At 65.1% G+C, this 22,146-nt stretch carries 15 protein-coding genes; 5 read left to right on the forward strand and 10 right to left on the reverse strand.

Features of this window, described 5'->3' with window-relative positions:
- Positions 1-291: 291 nt before the first annotated feature.
- The 6 genes from prpD to IOC61_RS08220 all read right to left on the reverse strand — a co-directional run bounded on the left by prpD (position 292) and on the right by IOC61_RS08220 (position 8,678).
- Positions 292-1,773 (reverse strand): 2-methylcitrate dehydratase, encoded by a 1,482-nt coding sequence (prpD, locus tag IOC61_RS08195; RefSeq protein ID WP_229333000.1) that lies wholly within the window; start codon positions 1,771-1,773, stop codon positions 292-294.
- A gap of 170 nt (positions 1,774-1,943) precedes the next feature.
- The gene (prpF, locus tag IOC61_RS08200) at positions 1,944-3,134 is read right to left on the reverse strand and encodes a 2-methylaconitate cis-trans isomerase PrpF (protein ID WP_195688357.1); all 1,191 of its coding nucleotides are present in this window, start codon (positions 3,132-3,134) and stop codon (positions 1,944-1,946) included.
- The gene (gene acnD, locus IOC61_RS08205) at positions 3,131-5,755 is read right to left on the reverse strand and encodes a Fe/S-dependent 2-methylisocitrate dehydratase AcnD (protein ID WP_195688358.1); all 2,625 of its coding nucleotides are present in this window, start codon (positions 5,753-5,755) and stop codon (positions 3,131-3,133) included. Before acnD ends, prpF begins: the two co-directional genes overlap by 4 nt.
- A 90-nt stretch (positions 5,756-5,845) precedes the next feature.
- Positions 5,846-6,973 carry a bifunctional 2-methylcitrate synthase/citrate synthase gene (prpC, locus tag IOC61_RS08210; protein WP_195688359.1) on the reverse strand — a complete coding sequence of 376 codons (1,128 nt, stop codon included), beginning with the start codon at positions 6,971-6,973 and terminating at the stop codon, positions 5,846-5,848.
- 56 nt (positions 6,974-7,029) lie between these two features.
- Positions 7,030-7,935 (reverse strand): methylisocitrate lyase, encoded by a 906-nt coding sequence (gene prpB, locus IOC61_RS08215; protein WP_195688360.1) that lies wholly within the window; start codon positions 7,933-7,935, stop codon positions 7,030-7,032.
- Positions 7,936-7,967: 32 nt separating this feature from the next.
- Positions 7,968-8,678: a GntR family transcriptional regulator gene (locus tag IOC61_RS08220; protein WP_195688361.1), complete on the reverse strand. Its 711-nt coding sequence runs from the start codon at positions 8,676-8,678 to the stop codon at positions 7,968-7,970.
- Between the two features lie 226 nt (positions 8,679-8,904).
- Here IOC61_RS08220 and pabB point away from each other — a divergent pair, with 226 nt between their 5' ends.
- Positions 8,905-10,281, forward strand: a complete 1,377-nt coding sequence (pabB, locus tag IOC61_RS08225; RefSeq protein WP_195688362.1) for an aminodeoxychorismate synthase component I — start codon at positions 8,905-8,907, stop codon at positions 10,279-10,281.
- Between the two features lie 109 nt (positions 10,282-10,390).
- Positions 10,391-11,011, forward strand: a complete 621-nt coding sequence (locus IOC61_RS08230; protein WP_195688363.1) for a phosphoadenosine phosphosulfate reductase family protein — start codon at positions 10,391-10,393, stop codon at positions 11,009-11,011.
- Between the two features lie 24 nt (positions 11,012-11,035).
- Here IOC61_RS08230 and cysB read toward each other — a convergent pair whose 3' ends face one another.
- The gene (cysB, locus tag IOC61_RS08235) at positions 11,036-12,007 is read right to left on the reverse strand and encodes an HTH-type transcriptional regulator CysB (RefSeq protein ID WP_195688364.1); all 972 of its coding nucleotides are present in this window, start codon (positions 12,005-12,007) and stop codon (positions 11,036-11,038) included.
- A 240-nt stretch (positions 12,008-12,247) separates the two neighbouring features.
- Between cysB and trxA the strand changes: the two genes are divergently transcribed.
- Positions 12,248-12,571: a thioredoxin gene (gene trxA, locus IOC61_RS08240; protein WP_195688365.1), complete on the forward strand. Its 324-nt coding sequence runs from the start codon at positions 12,248-12,250 to the stop codon at positions 12,569-12,571.
- A 77-nt stretch (positions 12,572-12,648) separates the two neighbouring features.
- On the opposite strand, the gene IOC61_RS08245 is transcribed toward trxA, so the two are convergent.
- Both IOC61_RS08245 and serS read right to left on the reverse strand, forming a co-directional pair.
- Positions 12,649-13,743, reverse strand: a complete 1,095-nt coding sequence (locus IOC61_RS08245) for an AI-2E family transporter (protein WP_195688366.1) — start codon at positions 13,741-13,743, stop codon at positions 12,649-12,651.
- A 131-nt stretch (positions 13,744-13,874) separates the two neighbouring features.
- Entirely contained in the window at positions 13,875-15,152 is a 1,278-nt protein-coding gene (gene serS / locus IOC61_RS08250) for a serine--tRNA ligase (protein WP_195688367.1), read from the reverse strand.
- Positions 15,153-15,531: 379 nt separating this feature from the next.
- Here serS and IOC61_RS08255 point away from each other — a divergent pair, with 379 nt between their 5' ends.
- Positions 15,532-18,783 (forward strand): FAD-binding and (Fe-S)-binding domain-containing protein, encoded by a 3,252-nt coding sequence (locus IOC61_RS08255; RefSeq protein ID WP_195688368.1) that lies wholly within the window; start codon positions 15,532-15,534, stop codon positions 18,781-18,783.
- Between the two features lie 296 nt (positions 18,784-19,079).
- The gene (locus tag IOC61_RS08260; protein WP_195688369.1) at positions 19,080-21,155 is read left to right on the forward strand and encodes a TonB-dependent receptor family protein; all 2,076 of its coding nucleotides are present in this window, start codon (positions 19,080-19,082) and stop codon (positions 21,153-21,155) included.
- Between the two features lie 173 nt (positions 21,156-21,328).
- On the opposite strand, the gene trpC is transcribed toward IOC61_RS08260, so the two are convergent.
- Positions 21,329-22,138 carry an indole-3-glycerol phosphate synthase TrpC gene (gene trpC, locus IOC61_RS08265; RefSeq protein WP_195688370.1) on the reverse strand — a complete coding sequence of 270 codons (810 nt, stop codon included), beginning with the start codon at positions 22,136-22,138 and terminating at the stop codon, positions 21,329-21,331.
- Positions 22,139-22,146: the final 8 nt, after the last annotated feature.

Consider the following 22,146-nt stretch of genomic DNA (forward strand, 5'->3'; position numbering starts at 1 on the left):
CATTCTAGCGAATCTGCCGCGACTGTCAACCGGTATTATTCGAAATCTTCCGAAAAAACCATTGCAGAACAGTCACTTTTGCCACACTCACCGCCTGCAACGTTTGCCCGTCGCCGGCAGCGGATGCGTACTTTACGGCTTTCCCCGCGGGTCCGCAAGGCCTTCCTGTAAAAAAGTTTAGCTCATCAAAACCCGGTGCGAGAGGGCTTAACTTTCCCCCCGGTAATATCCCGCAATTCCAGAGGGTTGGGGCCATGCCTGGCACGCGAGCCCATGGCCCCTCCCCCACCGTCAGATCACCAGAAGATCCATGAAGCGATGAACCGGTGTCGCCTCCAGCCCCTGCTGGTCCTGACAGAGCGTGACTATCCTCTCGCTGCGTGCCCGCGGGAAGCGTGTCTCGAGATTGCGCCGGAACTTCTCCTCCAGCACCGGAATCCCCTCCTGGCGACGCCGGCGATGACCGATGGGATACTCCACCGCGACCTGCTCGGTAGAGGTGCCGTCGGTAAAGAAGACCTGAATGGCATTGGCGATGGAGCGCTTGTCGGGGTCCAGATAGTCGCGGGTATAACGCGACTCCTCCACGACCTCCATCTTGCCACGCAGCGTGTCGATCTCGGGATGTGCAACATGGAAGTCATCCTCGTAGTGCTCCGCGTTCAGCTCTCCAAGCATCAGCGGCACGGCCACCATGTACTGCAGACAGTGGTCTCGATCCGCCGGGTTGGCCAGGTCGCCCTCCTTGGAGATGATGCGAATCGCCGACTCGTGGGTGGTGATCACGATTCGCTCGATCTCGTCGAGCCGCCCCTTGACCAGTGGATGCAGGGTCACCGCCGCCTCGCAGGCGGTCTGGGCATGGAACTCGGCCGGGAAGGAGAGCTTGAAGAGGATATTCTCCATCACGTAGCTGCCGAACTCGCGCTGAAAGCGGAAACGCCTCTCCCCCTCGGGCTTGGTGGCCAGATCACGATTGGTGTGACTGAACAGCACATCATAGAACCCCCACTGGGAGGCGGTGAGTGCCCCAGGGACTCCCATCTCGCCCCGCAGGGCGATATCCGCCAGGCGTACCGCCCGGGAAGTGGCATCCCCCGCCGCCCAGCTCTTGCGTGAACCGGCGTTGGGTGCGTGACGGTAGGTACGCAGGCTCTGGCCATCCACCCAGGCATGGGACAACGCCGCGAGCAGCTGCTCACGGTCGGCCCCGAGCAGTCGGGCCGCTACCGCCGTTGAGGCCACCTTGACCAGCACCACATGATCGAGCCCCACCCGGTTGAAGGAGTTCTCCAGCGCCAGCACGCCCTGAATCTCATGGGCCATGATCATCGCTTCGAGAACGTCTCGCATCACCAGCGGCGCCTCGCCTTGGGCCACGCGTTTCTGGGAGAGGTGATCGGCCACGGCAAGGATGGCCCCCAGGTTGTCGGAAGGGTGGCCCCACTCTGCCGCCAGCCAGGTGTCGTTGTAATCGAGCCAGCGCACGATCGCCCCGATGTCCCAGGCCGCCTTGACGGGATCGAGCCGAAAGGAAGTGCCCGGCACCCTGGCCCCGTGAGGCACCACGGTCCCCTCCACCAGGGGCCCCAGGTGCTTGGTGCACTCGGGGAAGCGCAGCGCCAGCAACCCGCAGCCCAGGGTATCCATCAGGCAGAGCCTGGCCGTATCCCAGGCCTCGTCGCTTGCGATGCGATAGTTCAGGACATAGTCGGCGATCTTCTGCAGCTCAGCGTCATAGTCAGGCCGCACATTGGCTTCCACGGTACTCATGATCATCTCCTGCCGTCGCTTGAACCCCTACCCTACCATGACCATAGAAAACGCCCCGGATCCTGTCCTGGGATCCGGGGCGATTGGGTGATGCCTCTTCGCGAGGTGCCACCCCACCTACTATGTCAGGCGATAGCCTGACGACGGGATGGCACCTCGATCGTGGCTATCTAGAGACTGTCGCCGGGCACGCGTACCCAGCCCTCCATCAGCACCCGGGCGCTGCGGCTCATCACCGCCTCGTCGATCACCCAGCGTCCCTCCACCAGGCTCGCCTCGGCCCCCACCCGCAGGGTGCCTGAGGGGTGCCCGAAGGTGACGGCGCTGCGCTTGCCGCCGCCTGCGGCCAGATTGACCAGGGTGCCTTCGATGGCGGCAGCCGAGGCGATCGCCACCGCCGCGGTTCCCATCATGGCGTGGTGCAGCTTGCCCATGGAGAGGGCACGCACCACCAGGTCGATCTCGCCGGCCTCGACCCGCTTGCCGCTGGAGGCGACATAGTCGCTCGGCGACGCCACGAAGGCCACCTTGGGGGTGTGCTGACGGGTCGCCGCCTCGCCGACGTCGGTGATCAGCCCCATCTTCACCGCCCCATGAGCGCGAATGGTCTCGAACATTGCCAGCGCATCGGCATCGCCGTTGATCGCCTCCTGGAGCTCGGTACCGGTGTAGCCGAGTTCGGCGGCATCGACGAAGACGGTCGGAATGCCGGCGTTGATCAGCGTTGCCTTGAGGGTACCCCCCTCCACCACGTCGGCCGGCACCTCGAGGTCATCGACCAGGTTACCGGTGGGGAAGATGGCTCCCTCGCCGTCGGCCGGGTCCTTGAAGGCCACCGGAACCTCGGCGGCCGGAAAGGTCACGCCATCCAACTCGAAGTCACCGGTCTCCTGAACCTGGCCATCGCGGATCGGCACCCGAGAGACGATCGTCTTGCCGATATTGGCCTGCCAGATGCGCACCTCGACCTCCCCGTTGTCCGGGATGCGCGCCGGGTCAACCAGGCCATTGCCGATCGCGAAGGGCCCCACCGCCGCGGAGAGATTGCCGCAGTTGCCGCTCCAGTCGACGAAGGCCTTGTCGATGGAGACCTGGCCGAAGAGGTAGTCAACGTCGTGGTCGGGGCGCTCGCTGCGACTCACGATCACCGTCTTGCTGGTACTGGAGGTGGCGCCCCCCATGCCGTCGATCTGCTTCTGGTAGGGGTCCGGGCTGCCGATCACCCGCATCAACAGGCGATCGCGCGCTTCACCCGCCACCTGCGCGGCCTCCGGCAGGTCACTCAACCTGAAGAAGACCCCCTTGCTGGTGCCGCCACGCATATAGGTGGCGGGGATCCTGATCTGGGGTAACTGACTCATGCGCTCGCCACCTCCTCACTCCCTACACCCTCCAGGAAGTCCTTGGCGAAGCGCTGCAGCACGCCACCGGCGGAGTAGACGGTGACCTCTTCCGCGGTATCCAGACGGCAGATCACCGGAACCCGGTCGACCTCGCCGGTCTTGCGATGGATCACCAGCTCGAGGGTCGCCCCCGGCGCCGGCGTCCCTTCCACATCATAGGTCTCGGTGCCATCCAGCTGCAGGGTATGGCGGGTGGTTCCCTCCTGGAACTGCAGCGGCATCACGCCCATGCCGATCAGGTTGGTACGGTGGATGCGCTCGAAGCCCTCGGCGACAATCGCTTCGACCCCGGCCAGGGCCACGCCCTTGGCCGCCCAGTCACGCGAGGAGCCCTGGCCATAGTCGGCACCGGCGATGATGATCAGCGGCTGCTTGCGCTTCATGTGGGTCTCGATGGCCTCCCACATGCGCATCACTTCACCTTCCGGCTCGACCCGCGCCAGCGAGCCCTGCACCACCTCGCCGTTCTCGTCCCGCACCATCTCGTTGAACAGCTTGGGATTGGCCAGGGTGGCCCGCTGGGCCGTGAGATGGTCGCCACGGTGGGTCGCGTAGGAGTTGAAGTCCTCCTCGGGCAGGCCCATCTTGTGCAGATACTCCCCGGCGGCGCTATCCATCATGATGGCATTGGACGGCGACAGATGGTCGGTCGTGATGTTATCCGGCAGGATCGCCAGCGGCCGCATGCCCTTGAGCTCACGCTCCGCCGCCATAGTGCCTTCCCAGTAAGGGGGACGACGAATATAGGTGCTCTGTGGACGCCAGTCGTAAAGCGGGCTCTCGGCCTTCTCGGCGGCGTCCAGGTCGAACATCGGGATATAGACCTGCTTGAACTGCTCCGGCTTGACGTGCTCGGCGACAATGGCATCGATCTCCTCATCGGAGGGCCACAGGTCCTTGAGCGTCACCGGGTTGCCGTCCGCGTCGGTACCGAGCACATCCTTCTCGATATCGAAGCGCACGGTACCGGCGATGGCGTAGGCAACCACCAGCGGCGGCGAGGCCAGGAAGGCCTGCTTAGCGTAGGGGTGAATGCGGCCATCGAAGTTGCGGTTACCGGAGAGGACCGCGGTGGAGTAGAGATCACGATCGATGATCTCCTGCTGGATCTCGGGATCCAGGGCGCCGGACATGCCGTTACAGGTGGTGCAGGCGTAGGCGACGATGCCGAAACCGAGCTTCTCCAGCTCCGGCAGCAGGCCGGCCTCCTCCAGATAGAGGCGCGCCACCTTTGATCCCGGGGCGAATGAGGACTTCACCCAGGGCTTGCGGATCAGGCCGAGCTCATTGGCCTTCTTGGCCACCAGCCCCGCGGCGACCACGTTGCGTGGATTGGAGGTGTTGGTACAGCTGGTGATGGCGGCGATGATCACCGCACCATCCGGCAGCTTGCCCTCTCTCTCCTCCGCCTGGGCCTTTTCATAGTCGACCGCAATGCCACGCTCGACGAGATCGCTGGTGGCCAGGCGACGATGGGGGTTGGAGGGGCCCGCCAGGTTGCGCTCGACGGTGGAGAGGTCGAAGGTCAGCACGCGCTCGTACTTGGCACTCTCCAGGCTGTCGGCCCACAGGCCAACCTGCTTGGCATAGGTCTCGACCAGCGCGACCTGCTCCGGCTCGCGGCCGGTGATGGTCAGGTAGTCGAGCGTCTGCTCATCGATATAGAACATCCCCGCGGAGGCGCCATACTCCGGCGTCATGTTGGAGATGGTGGCACGGTCGCCGATGGTCAGGCTCCTGGCCCCCTCGCCGAAGAACTCCAGGTAGGCCCCCACCACCCGCTCCTTGCGCAGGAACTCGGTGATCGCCAGCACGATATCGGTGGCGGTGATCCCCGGCTGTCGCTTGCCGGTCAGCTCCACACCGACGATATCGGGCAGACGCATCATGGAGGGGCGCCCGAGCATCACGGTCTCGGCCTCGAGCCCGCCGACCCCGATGGCGATGACCCCCAGACAGTCGATATGCGGCGTGTGGCTATCGGTGCCCACACAGGTGTCGGGGAAGGCAACGCCATCCCGCGCCTGCACCACCGGCGACATCTTCTCCAGATTGATCTGGTGCATGATGCCGTTGCCGGCGGGAATCACGTCGACGTTCTCGAAGGCGGTCTTGGTCCACTCGATAAAGTGGAAACGGTCCTCGTTGCGACGATCCTCGATGGCGCGGTTCTTGTCGAAGGCATCCGCCTCGAAACCGGCGTGCTCGACGGCCAGGGAGTGGTCGACGATCAGCTGGGTGGGCACCACCGGATTGACCTTGGAGGGATCGCCCCCCTGCTCCGAGATCGCATCCCGCAGGCCGGCCAGGTCGACGAGGGCCGTCTGGCCGAGGATGTCGTGACACACCACTCGCGCCGGGTACCAGGGAAAGTCCAGGTCACGGCGACGCTCGATCAGCTGCTTCAGGGCGTCGGTCAACAGCGCCGGCTCGCAGCGGCGCACCAGCTGCTCGGCCAGCACCCGTGAAGTGTAGGGAAGGGTCTCATAGGCACCGGGCTGAATCTCCTCGACGGCGGCACGCACATCGAAGTAGTCCAGCTCGGTACCGGGGAGCGGTTTACGATAATCAGTATTCATGGCTTCGAGATCTCTTGCAGACGGCTGGCCGCGAGGCGGGGAAAGGCGACAGGACGGCTCGAGGAGCCGCCCTGCAATGCCCCTGGTCGATCAGTCACGCTGCTCGATGGGCACCCACTCGCTGTGTTCCGGGCCCACATAGTCGGCGCTGGGACGAATGATGCGGTTGTTGGCACGCTGCTCGAAGACATGCGCGGCCCAGCCGGTCACCCGCGACATCACGAAGATCGGGGTAAACAGCTTGGTGGGGATATCCATGAAGTGATAGGCGCTGGCATGGAAGAAGTCGGCGTTGCAGAACAGCTTCTTCTCGCGCCACATCACCGCCTCGACACGCTCGGAGACCGGGTAGAGCACGCTGTCACCGACGTCCTCGGAGAGCTTCTTCGACCACTCCTTGATGATGGCATTGCGCGGATCGGACTCGCGATAGATCGCGTGACCGAAGCCCATGATCTTGTCCTTGCGCTCGAGCATGCCGAGGATTTCGCGTTCGGCCTCATCCGGCGACTGCCAGTTCTCGATCATCGCCATGGCGGCCTCGTTGGCACCGCCATGCAGCGGACCCCGCAGGGAGCCGATGGCACCGGTCACGCAGGAGTGCATGTCGGAGAGCGTGGAGGCGCAGACGCGGGCGGTAAAGGTCGAGGCATTGAACTCGTGCTCGGCATAGAGAATCAGCGAGACGTTCATGACCCGGGCATGCAGCTCGGAGGCCGGCTCGCCCCGCAGCATATGCAGGAAGTGTCCGCCGATGGAGGCATCATCGGTCTCGGTCTCGATGCGCACCCCGTCGTGGCTGAAGCGGTACCAGTAGCAGATGATCGAGGGCAGGACGGCGAGCAGGCGGTCGGCGACATCCTGCTGCTCGTCGAAGCTCTGCTCGGTCTCGAGGTTGCCCAGCATGGAGGCGCCGGTGCGCATCACGTCCATGGGATGGGCATCTTTGGGAATCTGCTCGAGCACGCTCTTGAGTTCGGCCGGCAGGCCGCGAAGCCCCTTGAGCTTGGTGATATAGGCGTCGAGCTCGGCCTGGTTGGGCAGCTTGCCCTTGAGCAGCAGGTAGGCCACCTCCTCGAACTTCGCCTTCTCGGCCAGCTCCTTGACGTCGTAGCCACGGTAGGTCAAGCCGGAGCCGGTCTTGCCCACGGTGCACAGGGCGGTGGTGCCGGCACTCTGGCCGCGCAGGCCTGCGCCGCTAACGGGTTTATCAGCCATGTTATCTCTCCTCTTGATGTTGTATCCGTGGTGCTGTTTCAAGCGCGGCACGCGCCTCAGGCGTCGCTGCCCTTCTCTTCAAACTGACTCTGTGCGAACAGGGCGTCGAGCTTCCGCTCGAAGCTGTGGTAGTTGAGGAAGTCGTAGAGCTCATCGCGGGTCTGCATCGTGTCGACCACATCACGCTGATGGCCATTGTCATGGATGCTCTGATAGACCTTGAGCGCCGCCGCGTTCATGGCACGGAAGGCGGACAGCGGATAGAGCACCATGCGGCAGCCCACCTCGGCGAGCTCCTGCTGGGAGAACAGCGGCGTGGCACCGAACTCGGTGATATTGGCCAGGATCGGCGCATCGACGCGCTCACAGAAGGTCTTGTAGTCGTCGAGGGTATGAACCGCCTCGGCGAAGATGGCATCGGCACCCGCCTCGATGCACGCCTGGGAGCGCTCGATGGCGGCATCCAGCCCATCCTTCTGGAAGGCATCGGTACGGGCAATCAGATAGAAGTCCGGATCGATACGCGCGTCGGCGGCGGCCTTGACGCGGTCCACCATCTCCTGCTGGGAGACGATCGCCTTGTTGGGGCGGTGACCGCAGCGCTTCTGGGCCACCTGATCCTCCAGGTGGACCGCCGCCACGCCGGCGCGCTGCATCTCCTTGACGGTGCGCGCGATATTGAAGGCGCCGCCCCAGCCGGTATCGATATCCACCAGCAGCGGCAGGTCGGTGGCACCACAGATGCGGTGGGCATCCTCGACCACGTCGTTCATGGTCGTCATGCCCAGGTCCGGCAGGCCGAAGGAGGCGTTGGCCACGCCGCCGCCGGAAAGGTAGATGGCCTGGTGGCCCACGCGCTCGGCCATCATGGCGGTATAGGCGTTGATGGTACCCACGATGGAGAGCGGGCGATTGGCCTCGAGGGCAGCGCGGAAGCGGGCGCCGGGGGTCTGCTGGGTCATGGTGTTTCTCCTGGTGATATCGGGAAGATGGGTCAGGCCGGGGAGTCTTCCGACTCCCTCAGGGACGCGGCGTAGCGATCGACGACATTGGCTCGGGAAGCGCTGACGTGGCGGCGCATCAGCAGCTCGGAGAGCTCCGCATCGCCGGCCTCGATGGCATCGACGATGCGGTGGTGCTCGACGAAGGCGCGCTGGGGACGCGACCCACTGGCGCTGAACTGGGTGCGATAGAGCCGCACCAGGTAGTAGAGGTCATCGCAGAGCATGGTCACCAGCATGCGATTGTGGCTGCCCTGAACGATGCGATAGTGGAAGTCCAGGTCACCCTCGCGCTGGAAGTAGGCCTCGCCCTTCTTGAGGTCGGCCTGGCGTTCATGCAGCGCCAGCACCTCACGCAGGCCGGCAATCTCCTCGGCGGTCATGTGCTCCGCCGCCAGGCGGGCGGCCATGCTCTCGAGGGCCTCGCGGACATCGAACAGTTCCAGCAGCTCCTGTATGGAGAGCTTCACCACCCGGGCACCGACATGCGGGACACGCTCGATCAGCCGATGAGCCTCCAGCCGGCGCATCGCCTCGCGCAGCGGCCCGCGAGAGATGCCATAGGTCCTGGACAGGCCCGGCTCGGTGATCTTGCTGCCCGGTACGAGCTCGCCACGCACGATGGCATCCTGCAGCTGCTGGAAGACCCGCTCGGCGAGAGTGCGGACTTCGGGACTGGATGATTCGGCTTCGACTGGCTTCATGATGATTGTCGACAATTATTGGGTAAAGAAAGAGTAGCCATTGCCGGACTTCGGGTCAACACGGCGTAATGGGCGAGTGGTACGTCTTTGGTTGTAGACATTTTCCCCTTCTCGCTTCGAGATGTCGACAATGTTGTCGGCCACATAGAGCCCAATGGTGCATATCGACGAGGACAACGACGCCTTCGACGCCTAGAATGGGCGCCCCGATTGCATAGGCCCAGCGATGACCGCCCAGCTCCAGATCACGCCGCACCCCTACCGGCCCACCCCGCTTTCCGCCTTCGCCCGCCTGCGCCGAAGGCCGGGGGCCGTGCTGCTGGACAGTGGCCGCCCCGAGGCCCCGGGCGGCCGCTACGACATACTGTCGAGCGACCCGCTGGCGGTGCTGACGGTGGATGAGTCGGGCCGGGTGGAGGGCGTACCGGAGCTTCGCAACCTGGCACCCTTTGACGCCCAGCAGGCCCTGCTCGCGGGCCTGACCGAGAGCATGACGGTACCGGAGAGCGAGCTGCCCTTCCTGGGCGGGCTGATCGGCTACTGGAGCTACGACCTCGGCTACCAGCTGGAGCGAGTGGGGAAGCGTGCCCGCCGTATCGTGACGCTGCCTGACAGCCGGGTCGGCCTCTACGACTGGGCATTGATCCAGGATCATGAGCGCAGAGAGGCCTGGCTGGTGGCCACCCCGGAGCGTCGCCAGCAGGCACTCGAGTGGCTGAACGCCGCCCCCGCACCGGAAGCCGCCTACCAGCTGACGGCCGCCTTCGCCGCCGAACTCGACCGCGACGCCTATCTGACACGCTTCGATGCCGTGCAGCGCTATATCCGTGCCGGCGACTGCTATCAGGTCAACCTGGCCCAGCGCTTCAGCGCTCCCTACCGGGGCGACCTGTGGAGCGCCTACCGGCGCCTGCGCAAGGCGACACCGACCCCCTTCGCGGGCTTCATGGCCTGGCCCTCCCCCAATGGCGAGCAGGCGATCCTCTCGCTCTCGCCGGAGCGCTTCCTGGAGTGCCGCAACGGCCATGTGGAGACCCGTCCCATCAAGGGCACACGCCCGCGCGGTGACACCCCGACAAGCGATGCCTGCCTGGCCGCCGAGCTTACGCAGAGCCTCAAGGATCGCGCCGAGAATGTGATGATCGTCGATCTGCTGCGCAACGACCTGGGCCGCCGCTGCCGTCCCGGGACGGTGCGGGTACCCCAGCTATGCGGCCTGGAGAGCTATGTCAATGTCCACCATCTGGTCAGCGTGGTCACCGGCACGCTGGCCGACGGGCGCACGCCGCTGGAGCTGCTGGCCGCCGCCTTCCCCGGCGGCTCCATCACCGGCGCTCCCAAGGTGCGTGCCATGCAGATCATCGACGAACTCGAACCCAGCCGGCGCAGCGTCTACTGCGGCAGCCTCGGCTACGTGGATACTAGGGGTCGGATGGACACCTCCATCGCCATTCGCACCGCCGTGGCGGACGGCGACCGCGTGCACCTGTGGGGCGGTGGCGGCCTGGTGGCCGACTCGGAGGATGAGGCCGAATATCAGGAGACCTGGGACAAGATCCGTCACCTGATGGCGGCGCTCGCCACAGAAGGAAACAAGGAATAAGAAAACAAACTCTTATTCTTAAATAATAATAACAACGCAAGAAATCGGTATTGGGCGCACGCCTTGCCGTTCCGCTAGGGTGGTCGACATACGCACCAGGAGACCCCCCATGATCGAGACCCTCGACATCATCAACCGCGACCTCGGCCAGGACCCGGAAGCGCTTATCCGCTGGGCCCTCGACCAGGGCAGCCAGCCGATCTGCACCACCAACTTCCGCCCCTTCGAGGCGGTGATCCTGCATATGGTGGCCAGTCAGCGCCCCGACATCCCGGTGGTCTGGATGGACCATGGCTACAATACCGAGGCCACCTACCGCTTCGCCGACGCCCTGGTGCGCCGCCTCGACCTCAACCTGATCAGCTTTCTGCCAACCCGCACCCGCGCTCACCGCGAAGCGCTGGAGGGCCCCTTCCCCGGCATCGATGACCCGCGCCATGCAGCCTTTACCCAGGAGGTGAAGATCGAGCCCTTCGAGCGTGCCCTCGAGCAGATGGCACCGGATGTCTGGTTCACCGCCCTGCGTGCCGAGGACACTCCGCAACGTTCCCGCATAGCCCCGGTCAGCCGCAACGCCGATGGCCTGCTGAAGGTAGCCCCCTTGCTGCACTGGACGGCGAAGGATCTCCACGCCTACCTCCAGCGTCACGACCTGCCCAACGAGTTCGACTATTTCGATCCGACCAAGGTCGAGGCCAAGCGCGAGTGCGGCCTGCACCTGCAGCACTGAGCCCACCGCATGCGCGGCGGGCGCCTAGCGCAGCGGTAGCTCGATACCCTCGAAGAGGCCGCGCTCATGACGCGGCCCGGCGGCCAGGGCAGCATCCACGGTATCGCGATCCAGGTGAGGCGCGAAGCCCTGCAGGAAGTCATACATGTAGCCGCGCATAAAGGTACCGCGGCGAATGCCGATCTTGGTGGTGGAGCTCGCGAACAGGTGGCTGGCGTCCAGCGCCACCAGGTCGGTATCCTGCTCGGGGTCCACCGCCATGCCGGCAACGATCCCTACCCCCATCCCCAGCCGGACATAGGTCTTGATCACGTCGGCATCGGCGGCGGTCAGCACCACATTGGGAGTAAGCCCCTGCTCACGGAAGGCGTCATCGAGCTGGGAGCGACCGGTAAAGCCAAACACGTAGGTGACCAGCGGATGGCGCGCGATGGCCTCCAGGGTCAGCTCCTTCTCCTCCGTCAGCGGATGGCCCTGGGGCACCAGGATGCAGCGGTTCCAGCGATAGCAGGGCAGCAGTACCAGATCGTTGAACAGCCCCAGGGATTCGGTCGCGATGGCGAAGTCGGCCTGACCATCGCTGACCATCTGGGCGATCTGCTTGGGGGTGCCCTGCTGCATATGCAGGGCCACATCGGGGTACTGACGGGTAAACTCCCGGATCACCGGCGGCAAGGCGTAGCGCGCCTGGGTATGGGTGGTGGCCACCGACAGACTGCCGCGACGCTCGTCGCTGAATTCCTGGGCCACCTCCTTGATGTTCTCGGTAAGGCGCAACACCTCACCGGCAAGCTCCACGATCGCCTGTCCCGCCGGAGTCACTCGCGTCAGATGCTTGCCACTGCGGGCAAAGATCTCGACCCCCAGCTCGTCCTCGAGCAGGCGAACCTGCTTGGAGATGCCAGGCTGCGAGGTAAACAGGCTCTGAGCGGTGGCGGAGACATTGAGATTATGGCGGGTCACTTCCCAGATATAGCGCAACTGCTGCAGCTTCATGACGACTCTCCCGTACCGCCCCATCCGTTGGAGGCGTCAAGGTAGCAAAAAGGAATATAAAACTAGATGTTAATTCATAACTAGCATATAATGCCAGACTTCGCACGAGTCGCCGATGCGCATTCTCGATTTGCCAGCACTCCAGTCGGCCGCTAACATCGTCCGACCGGCTGGGTGACCCACGCATGTCACCTGCCACCCCTGTCCGCTCGATGCAGCGCAACGAAACTGGAGAACCCCATGGCCAATAACGTCGATGTCACCAACGCCAACTTCGAGCAGGAAGTCCTCAAGGCCGACACCCCGGTGCTGCTCAAGTTCTGGGCTCCCTGGTGCGGTCCCTGCAAGGTGATGGCACCGGTAGTCGACGAGGTCGCCGAGGAGCGCAGCGGCAACCTCAAGGTCGTCAGCATCAATGTCGACGACGCCCCCGAAATCGCCGCCGAGCAGGGCGTGCGCGGCGTCCCCACCGTGATGCTGTTCAAGTCCGGTACCAAGATCGCCTCGCTGGTCGGCGCGCAGTCCAAGTCCCAGCTCAGCCAGTTCATCGAACAGAACGCCTGAGCAGCAGCGCCCCGCCCGATACATCGCCCCGGCCCAGGCCGAGGCGATGTCGTTTCAGCCCTCTCGCTTCCGCCCTCTCACTCCTCGTCATGCCTGGCAGGCGGGAGACCTTCCCTTACCCGTGAGGCCTCATTGCCAGGCCCCAGCAGGTGCGCAATCCAGCGCGTCTCGGGGTGGCTGTCCAAGGCAATCTTCAGGGTCATGGTCAGCACCACCGACAGCAACATCCCCACCGCCCCGAAGATCCAGCCCCAGACCACCAGCGACAGGAAGGCGATAAAGGTCGACAGGCCCAGCGCCTTGCCCATCATGCGCGGCTCGACGATATTGCCGAGCAGGAAGTTGATGCCGAGATAGGCCGCGGCGAGCAGCAGCGCATCGAGCATGCCCCCATCGGGAGAGACCAGCAGCAGCAGCACCGGTGGCACCGCCGCAATGGCCGAGCCGATATTGGGAATGTAGTTGAGCACGAAGGCCAGCACCGCCCACAACAGAGGGAAGTCCACCCCCACCAGCAGACAGGCGATCCAGACCAGCCCCCCGGTTACCAGGCTGACTACCGTCTTCACCGCCAGGTAACGCTTGAGCCTCAGGCTGAACTCGCGGAAACGCTCAAGGCTCGCCGCCGGGTTTTCCAGTGCCTGGGAGACCTTGTCGCGGAAGCTGAGGGTCTCGAAGAGCAGGAATACCGCCAGCAGCCCGACCACCACACTCTGCATCAGCAGGTTGCCAACCTCGCCGATCAGCGACGGGATCCACCCCCCCAGCTGCTCGGCATCCAGCAGCTCCGCCAGGCGGTCGGTATCGATGGCCAGTCCCAGCCGCGACAGTCCATCCAGCAGCCTCAGGTAGTAGTCGTAGAGCTTCTGCTCGATGTCGGGCAGGGTGTCGACGAAGGTGCCGAAGCTGTTGACCAGCAACCCTCCCAGTAACAAGAACACGACACCGATCACCACCAGGGTCAGCCACACCGACAGGCGCAGCCCCAGACCGTGACGGTTGAGCCACAGCACCGGCGCCGTGCAGATCACCGCGACAAAGGCCGCCAGCAGCATGGGCACCAGCAGGCTGGCCCCGGCCCGCATCCCGGCCACGATGACCACCAGTGCCGCCAGGGCCAATACCAGATTCAGCGGTATGATGCCTGATGGTTCGTCGTTAGCGTCTCGCATCCTCATCTCCCAAGCCGTTGATGGCTTCTATCATGCCCCCTGGGCGACGCCTCAACAATCGGCAACCCCCGCGATATAACGACAAACCCCCGCTGGCAGCGGGGGTTCGAGGGGCGTGGGTACCGGCCAGCCTATCGATTGATGCTCTCCTGGCCGCCCATATAGGGGCGCAGCACCTCGGGCACGGTCACCGAACCATCGGCCTGCTGGTAATTCTCCAGCACCGCCACCAGGCAGCGGCCCACCGCCAGGCCGGAGCCGTTGAGGGTATGCAGCAGCTGCGGCTTCTTCTGCTCGGGGTGACGGAAGCGCGCCTGCATGCGTCGTGCCTGGAAATCCTCGCAGTTGGAGACCGAGGAGATCTCGCGGTAGGTCTCCTGGCTGGGGATCCACACCTCGAGGTCATAGGTCTTGGCGGCGCCAAAGCCCATGTCGCCGGTGCACAGCGTCACCACGCGGTAGGGCAGCTCGAGGGCCTGCAGGATCGCCTCGGCATGGCCTCGCATCTCCTCCAGCGCCGCATAGCTCTGCTCGGGCATCACCAGCTGCACCATCTCCACCTTGTCGAACTGGTGCTGGCGAATCATCCCGCGCGTATCGCGCCCGTGGGAGCCCGCCTCACTGCGAAAGCAGGGCGAGTGCGCGGCCAGTTTCAGCGGCAGACTCCTGGCATCGAGAATCTCGTCCCGGGCGAAGTTGGTCAGCGGCACCTCGGCGGTGGGGATCAGGTGGTAGCCGCGCTCGTCGTCCAGCTTGAACAGATCCTCGCCGAACTTGGGAAGCTGACCGGTCCCGCGCAACGACGCCTCGTTGACCATATAGGGCACATAGCACTCCTCGTAGCCATGCTCCTGGGTCTGCTTGTCGAGCATGAACTGCGTCAGCGCCCGATGCAGCCGAGCGATGGGCCCACGCATCACCGCAAACCGCGCCCCGGTGAGCTTGGCCGCCAGGTCGAAGTCGAGCCCCCCCTTCAGCTCGCCCAGGTCGACATGGTCGCGTACCTCGAAATCGAACTCCCGAGGCTGGCCCCAGCGATGCAGCTCGACATTGTCGCTCTCGTCGCCGCCTTCCGGAACGCTCTCGTGGGGGAGATTGGGAATGCCACTCACCGCGTCATCCCACTCGGCCTGAACTTCGGCCAGGCGTACCTTGGCGCCATCCAGGCGCTCGCCCAGGTCACTGACCTCGTCGAGCAGCGGCTGAATATCCTCCCCCGATGCCTTGGCCTTGCCGATGGCCTTGGAGCGAGTGTTGCGCTTGTTCTGCAGCGACTCGGTCTCGGCCTGCAGCTCCCGACGGCGGGACTCCAGCGTCCCAAGGCGGTCGATATCCAGGGCAAAGCCCCGCTTGGCGAGTCGTTGGGCGACCGTCTCGAGGTCGCTGCGCAGCAGTTTGGGATCGAGCATGGCATCCGGTCCGTAGCAGTCGGTGATTGGGGTGTCGGCCGCGGGAAGCGGCGGCAGGAAACAGGCCGCCCATTGTAGGCAAAAGGCGATAGTGGCGCCACGCGAACCGGGCAGGGCTATCGCAGATAGCTTGACTGCTCGATAGCTCGGGGCTGATCTGGCGATAAGCCCCGGAGCGCCGGACCGACGAGGGGGCGCTGTGCCCCCCTCCATGGGCGCTACCGACGCCTTCCCTGGCGTAGGACCCCCTCTTCGACTTATCCCCAGCGCCCCTTGGCTCCGATAACTGCGATAGCATTGGCGAACCGGGCAGCCAGGATGCGTCCTCAGGCCCCGCGCGGTAGAGTAGAGGCACCCTCGCCTGCCCTTGAAGATACCCATGATCGCACGACTGGATACCACCGACGCCGCCACCGCCCCTGGAGTCGCCACGCCCTACCTCCGTTTCCTCGAGGCCCTGAAGGTGGCCGGTTTCGAGGGCGAGGTCGCCCCCGACTACGCCGATCGCACGGTGCTCGCCACCGACAACTCCATCTACCAGCGCCTGCCCCAGGCGGTGCTCTATCCCCGCCACGGCGAGGACCTGCAGCGCATCGCCCATCTGGCCGGCCAGGTGGAGCACCGTCAGGTGGTCCTCACCCCGCGCGGTGGCGGCACCGGTACCAACGGCCAGTCGCTGACCGACGGCCTGGTGGTGGACGTCTCCCGGCATATGAACCGGATCCTCGATATCGACATCGAGAACCGCCGGGTGCGGGTCCAGGCCGGGGTGGTCAAGGACCAGCTCAATGCGGCGCTCAAGCCTTACGGGCTCTTCTTCGCCCCGGAGCTCTCCACCTCCAACCGCGCCACCATCGGCGGCATGATCGCCACCGATGCCAGCGGCCAGGGCAGCTGCGAGTACGGCAAGACCCGCGACCACGTGCTCGAGCTCGAGGTGCTGCTGCTGGGGGGCGAACGGCTGGTGAGCCATCCGGTCGAGGAGCACGACCTCGAGGTGCTATGTGGCGGCGATACCGTCAGCGCCCGCACCTACCGCACCGCCCGTGAGATCATCGACACCCAGGGCGAGCTGATCGCCGAGAAGTTTCCGCCTCTCAACCGCTGCCTGACCGGCTATGATCTGGCGCACCTGAGAGACGCCCGGGGGCGCCTCGACATGAACAGCCTGCTCTGCGGCTCCGAGGGCTCGCTGGGCCTCCTCGACGAGGTGGTGCTCAATGTGCTGCCGATTCCCGGACACTCGACCCTGGTCAATGTGCGCTACGCCACCTTCATGGACGCCCTGCGCGATGCCCAGACGCTCAAGAGCAGCCCCTCCGGCCCGACCTCCATCGAGACGGTGGATGACAGGGTACTGGTGCTGGCCATGGAGGATTTCGTCTGGGATAGCGTCGCGGCGTTCTTTCCGGCCGGCGATCCGGCGACCGGCGACCCAGCGGCCGGCGACCCGGCGGCCGGCGCCCCGGTGCGCGGCATCAACCTAGTGGAGTTCAACGACGATGACCCCGAACGCCTGAGCCAGCGCGTCGACGCCTTCTGCCGCCACCTGGAGGCGGACGGGGGCGTCGAGCGCCTGGGCTTCACCCTCGCCCGGGGGCGAGCGGAGATTCAGAAGGTCTACGCCATGCGCAAGCGGGCCGTGGGCCTGCTGGGCAATGCCAGGGTCGATGCCAGGGGCGAGAAGCGCCCCATCCCCTTCGTCGAGGACACCGCGGTGCCGCCCGAGCACCTCGCCGACTTTATCGCCGAATTCCGTGCCGCCCTGGATGCCCGGGGCCTCGAGTACGGCATGTTCGGCCATGTGGATGCCGGTGTGCTCCATGTGCGTCCCGCCATCGACATGAAGGACCCCGAGCAGGAGAAACTGATCCGCGTGGTCTCCGACGAGGTGGCAGAGCTGACGAAGAAGTACGGCGGCCTGCTGTGGGGCGAGCACGGCAAGGGGGTGCGCTCGGAGTATGCGCCGACCTTCTTCGGCGAGCTCTATCCCAGCCTGCAGCGGATCAAGGCCGCCTTCGACCCCCATAATCAGCTGAACCCCGGCAAGATCGCCACTCCGCTCTCTATTCCGCCCGAAAACGCGGATAGAGCTCCCTTGGCCGAAAATGACGCCCAGGCCAATCAGTCCAGCCCCGAAGGGGGCGAAGACGAGCAGACCGTCAAGTGGGTCGACCCTGGCCTGCTGACCATCGACGGTGTGACCACCCGCGGTCAGCTCGACCGCACCATCGACGAGCAGGCATGGCAGGCCCATGCCGCCACCGTCTACTGCAATGGCAATGGCGCCTGCTACAACTACGATCCCGACGACGCCATGTGCCCGTCGTGGAAGGCTACCCGCGACCGCATCCACTCCCCCAAGGGGCGTGCCAGCCTGATCCGCGAATGGCTTCGTCTGCAGGGCGAGGCCGGCGTCGATCTCGTCGAGGAGTCTCGCCGGAAGAGGGCCGAAGGCAGCTGGAGCTTTATCAAGGGCCTCCCCCGGCGGCTCAGAAACACCCTGGCCAGGCGGCGCGGCGAGGCGGACTTCTCCCACGAGGTGTATGACGCCATGGCGGGCTGTCTGGCCTGCAAGTCCTGCGCCGGCCAGTGCCCGATCAAGGTCAATGTGCCCGACTCCCGCGCCCAGTTCCTGGAGGCCTATCACGGCCGCTACCTGCGTCCGCCGCGTGACTATCTGATCGGCGGCCTGGAGTTTATGGTTCCGACCCTGGCCCGCCTCGCCCCGCTCTACAATGCCGCCCTGGGCAATCGCCTGGTCGACCGCCTGCTGGCCGGCCCCATCGGCATGGTGGACAGCCCCCGGCTCTCCCGCGCCAGCCTGCAGAAGCAGCTGAGGGCCTGGGGCGTCGCCGAGGCGACCCCCACCTCGCTCGGCCTGCTGACCGAGGCCCAGAAGGCGCGCAGCGTGGTGATCGTCCAGGACGCCTTCACCAGCTACTTCGAGGCCAGGCTGGTCATGGATATCGTCGAGCTGCTGAATCGGCTGGAGTTCCGGGTCTTCGTGGCCCCCTTCTCCCCCAACGGCAAGCCGCTCAACGTCCAGGGCTTTCTGGGCGCCTTCGAGCGCACCGCCGCCAGGCAGGCCGAACGGCTCAGGATGCTGGCCGAGGCCGGGGTAGCCCTGGTGGGCATCGACCCGGCCATGACCCTCACCTATCGCCAGGAGTACGTGAAGGCCCTGGGTCCGGAGGCGGTGCCCGAGGTGCTGATGCTCCAGGAGTGGTTGGTGACCCAGGCCACCACTCTGGCCCGACGACTCGATCGTCCCGAGGGCGAACCGAATGCCCCCGGATACCGGCTGCTTAGCCACTGCACCGAGAAGACCAACGCCCCGGGAAGCCCGAAAGCCTGGCAGCAGGTCTTCGCCGCCTTCGGCCTGGAGCTGGAGCTTCTCGCCAGCGGCTGCTGCGGCATGTCCGGTACCTACGGCCACGAGGCACGCAATCTGGAGACCTCCAGAACCATCTATGCCCAGTCATGGCAGCCGGTGGTGGAGGATGAGGCCAATACCGGGCGGCTGCTGGCCACCGGCTACTCCTGCCGCAGCCAGGTAACGCGGTTCTCCGAGACCGCCCTGCCCCACCCGCTACAGGCACTGCTGGCCGAGCTCAAGCGCCAGGGCTGACGCCAAGGGAGCGATCCGAGCGCCATGGAATGGCGCGGTGTCCGGCGCTCCTGGCGAGTGCTCCAGGCAGCCGGCCTTCTGAGGCGAAGCCACCAGGCTTCGCCGGGACAGCTTCGTTACCACACAGCGATACCCCCTCAGGACGCGAATCGCCTCTTTCCGGAAGTAGCGTGTAAAGCCCGATGCTCTTTCTCGCCGGCGAGAATAGCCGGGATCACTACACTGTGCTCAGGCATCCCGTCGGCGGAAGACGCGAGCCAAGACCATGACAATCCGCACGGAAGAGGAAAGGCGCCATGAAAAAGGAGGTTCCACTGCTGGTGTTGCTTGGAGGGATCGCCGCCGTTTCGGCCCATGCCCAGGAAAACAGCGCACCGGCAAGCGGTGACGAGGCGAATCGGCAACTACCCACCATCACCATCCGCGCACCGCGGCTGACGCGCAGCCTCTATGACACCCCCTCTGCCGTCTCGACCCTGACCCGAGAGGAGATCCAGCGGGGACATCAAGGGGTGCGACTGGACGAGGCCCTTGACAGGGTGCCCGGGGTCTTCTTGCAGAACCGCGATAACTTCGCCCAGGGGCAGCGGATCTCCAGTCGTGGTTTCGGCGCACGCGGGACCTTCGGCATCCGCGGCCTGCACATCCGCGTCGATGGCATTCCCTACACCCTGCCCGATGGCCAGGCTCAGATCGATGCGGTGGACCTCGACAGCGCAGAGCGTATCGAGGTGATTCGGGGCCCCTCCTCGGTGCTCTATGGCAACGCCGCCGGTGGGGTGATCGACATCACCACCGGTGACGGCAGCGAGTTGCGCCGCTCGCCGGTGTTGCGTCTGCAGGGCGGCAGCGATGAATTCCGCAAGCTTTCGCTGCGCAACGGCGGCGAAACCGAAAATTGGGTCCATAGCGTCAGCATTTCGGCGCTGGACTTCGATGGCTATCGGGAACAAAGCAAGGTGGAGAAACGATTGCTCAATGCCAGGGTCGGCTACCGCCTGGATGATGACCGGAGCCTCTCTGCGCTGGTCAACCTCCTCGACATGCCCACCGCCGAGGACCCCAGCGCCCTGACGCTGGAGGAGGTCGCCGAGGACCCACGCCAGGCACGCGATATTGCCATCGATCTCGATTCGGGACAGAGCGTGGAGCAGCAGCTGGTTGGGCTGCACTACGAGGACCGCGACGCCCTAGGGGGAGAAGTCAATGTCCGCGGCTTCGTCAGCCGCCGTGACTTCGAGCAGCAACTTCCCTTCCCTGGCAGCAGCCTGATCGACTATCAACGGAACTACTATGGCGGCGGCGCCGATTACACCGGAGCGGCCACCCTGGGTGACATGCCGCTGCGCTATGTCACCGGGATCGACCTGGCCCGCCAGGAGGACGACCGTGGGCGTCGCTCGGTGGACTCCCGGGGCGACACTACCGGTATCACCGCCGATGAGCAGCAGGACGCCACCTCCGCGGGTGTCTTCCTGCAGACGGAGCTGGGGCTGACCGACACACTCGACCTGAGTGCCGGCGTCCGCCACGACCAGGTTCGCATGACGATCGACGACCGTTTCCTCGATGACGGTCGCGACGACAGTGGGGAGCGCATCTTCCGCGAGTGGACAGGCAGCCTGGGACTGAGCTATCGCTACCACCCCGATCATCAGGTCTATGCCACGGTCGGCAATGCCTTCGAGACGCCGACCTTCACGGAGTTCGCGCGTGACGATGGGCGCGGTGGCTTCAATCCCGCAGTCCAGCCCCAGAAGGCGCTGAACCGCGAAGTTGGCGTGCGAGGCATCTTCGGCAACGGCCTGCGCTACGAGATGGTCGCCTTCTCGGTCGACGTCGACGACGAACTGATCGGTTACGAGGCCACCGATGGCAGGACCTACTACGAGAATGCCGGCAAGACCTCTCGCGACGGCATCGAACTGGGCATGGACTGGAGCTTCTCACTGGCCTGGCGGCTCACCAGTGCCCTGACCCTGGCCGACTACCGCTTCGACCGTTTCAACGACGGCGCAAGCGACTTCACCAATAACCACCTGCCGGGGCAACCGAGGCAAGTCTGGCACAACGGCCTGACCTGGTACGGCAACGGTAACCGTTTCACCACCATCGAGGCCCAGTACACCGGCGACTATTACGCCGACAACGCCAACGAGGTGAAGATCGATGACCATTGGCTGTTCAACCTCAAGGCCGGAGACAGCTGGCGACTTGGCAACGGGGAGACCCAACTGAGCGCCAACCTGGGTGTCCACAACCTGCTGGATGAGGAGTACTACGAGAACGTGCGCATCAATGCCTTCGGAGGACGCTACTACGAACCCGCCGCGGGGCGCACCATCTACGCCGGCCTTGAGTTGAGCTTCTAGGCGACCCGCTCACCACCAGCTGCACCAGAATTGCCATCAGGGCGATAAGGCGCCGCTGACGGCCCATCCGGGTCGCCAGCGAGGGATTTCCACCGGTGGAGCCGGCCTCCCGCTGCAGGAACCGGCTCACTATTCTTGAGCAGCCTCGCCCACGGGAGGGCCGAAATCAATGCTTAGAAGAACATTCCGCGCAGGGCTTCACCCGGGTCGGGCTGGCGCATGAAGGCCTCGCCGACGAGGAAGGCGTTGACATCATGCTCGCGCATGCGCAGCACGTCGCCGGGGGTGTGGATGCCGGACTCGGTGACCACGGTGACGCCTTCGGGGATGCGCGGCAGCAGCTCGAGGGTGGTATCGAGGGTGGTATCGAAGGTGTGCAGGTCGCGGTTATTGATGCCCACCAGACTGAGATCCAGCTTGAGGGCTCGCTCCAGCTCCAGAGCGTCGTGGACCTCCACCAGCACATCCATGCCCAGCTCCACCGCCTGCCGGTGAAGGTCGGCCATCTGCCTGTCCTCCAGGGCGGCAACGATCAGCAGAATACAGTCGGCCCCGATGGCACGCGCCTCGCTCACCTGATAGCCGTGAGTGATGAAGTCCTTGCGAATCACCGGCAGCGAGCAGGCGTCGCGAGCCTCGATCAGGCAGTCCTCATGGCCCTGGAAGAAGTCGGCGTCGGTGAGCACCGAGAGGCAGGCGGCACCGCCCGCGGCGTAGCTGGCGGCAATCTCGCCGGGATGGAAGTCCTCGCGGATCACCCCCTTGGAGGGCGAGGCCTTCTTGATCTCGGCGATGATCGCCGGGTCACCCTCGGCGATACGCCGCTCCAGCGCCGCCACGAAGCCCCGCGGAGAACCCTGCTCGGCGGCCAGGCGCAGCAGCTCCGCCTCCGACACGGCGCGGGCACGCTCACGGACCTCCTCGTCCTTGCGCTGGAGAATTCGGGTCAGGATGGTAGGGGTCGCCCCCGGGGATACACTCATGTTTTGAC

Origin of the sequence: Halomonas sp. KAO, assembly GCF_015595025.1 — a bacterium.
GTDB lineage: Bacteria > Pseudomonadota > Gammaproteobacteria > Pseudomonadales > Halomonadaceae > Halomonas.